Below are 570 nucleotides of genomic sequence, written 5' to 3'. Positions count from 1 at the left end.
GTCCACCAATGGCCCCGTACGCCAATGTGGACGCCTACGCCGATAGTGGCGAAGTCCGGGCACAGGATGTTCGCCCGATGGCCGGGGCTGTCCATCCAGGCCGCCATGACGGCGGCTGCCTGTTGCTGTCCCATGGCGACGTTCTCGCCTCCTGGCTGGGTGCAGCCGTGTTGTCTCATTCGGTCGCTGGGAGACCTGTTGACCAGCGTCACCACTTCGTTCTCCAGGTACCACCGCCGACCAGCGGCGCCAGGAGCCGCCGCACCAACAGGGGCCGACGGGACCGGGTCGACAACGTACCGAAGGGTTGGGCCGTCCTCCCACTGCGGATCCCAGTCCTCCTCCATGGGGACCTCGACCACCGGTCCTATTCCGCCAGGACTACAGGCAGACAGTAGCCGGAAGCCGGCCCAAGGCAGTCAGCCAAGGTTTCGCAGCGGCGCGGACCCGGCCGGCGAGGACAGCGTTGAAGGAGATCGACGAGGGCTGGAGCCCGTCGTCACCCACCGAAGTAGCCGTGGCACTACGCCGCGCTGCGCGAGCTGGTGCACGACGCGGAAGGCCCGGCGG

General features: G+C 68.1%; 1 protein-coding gene. It reads right to left on the bottom strand.

Annotated elements, in window-relative coordinates:
* The coding region (locus IE94_RS41480) for a CAP domain-containing protein (protein ID WP_342450770.1) at positions 1-179 on the bottom strand (179 nt) is incomplete at its 3' end.
* Positions 180-570 lie beyond the last annotated feature (391 nt).

Source organism: Streptomyces violaceorubidus, from assembly GCF_000717995.1.
Classification (GTDB): Bacteria; Actinomycetota; Actinomycetes; order Streptomycetales; family Streptomycetaceae; genus Streptomyces; species Streptomyces violaceorubidus.
This window is presented reverse-complemented; position numbering and strand designations above follow the sequence as displayed.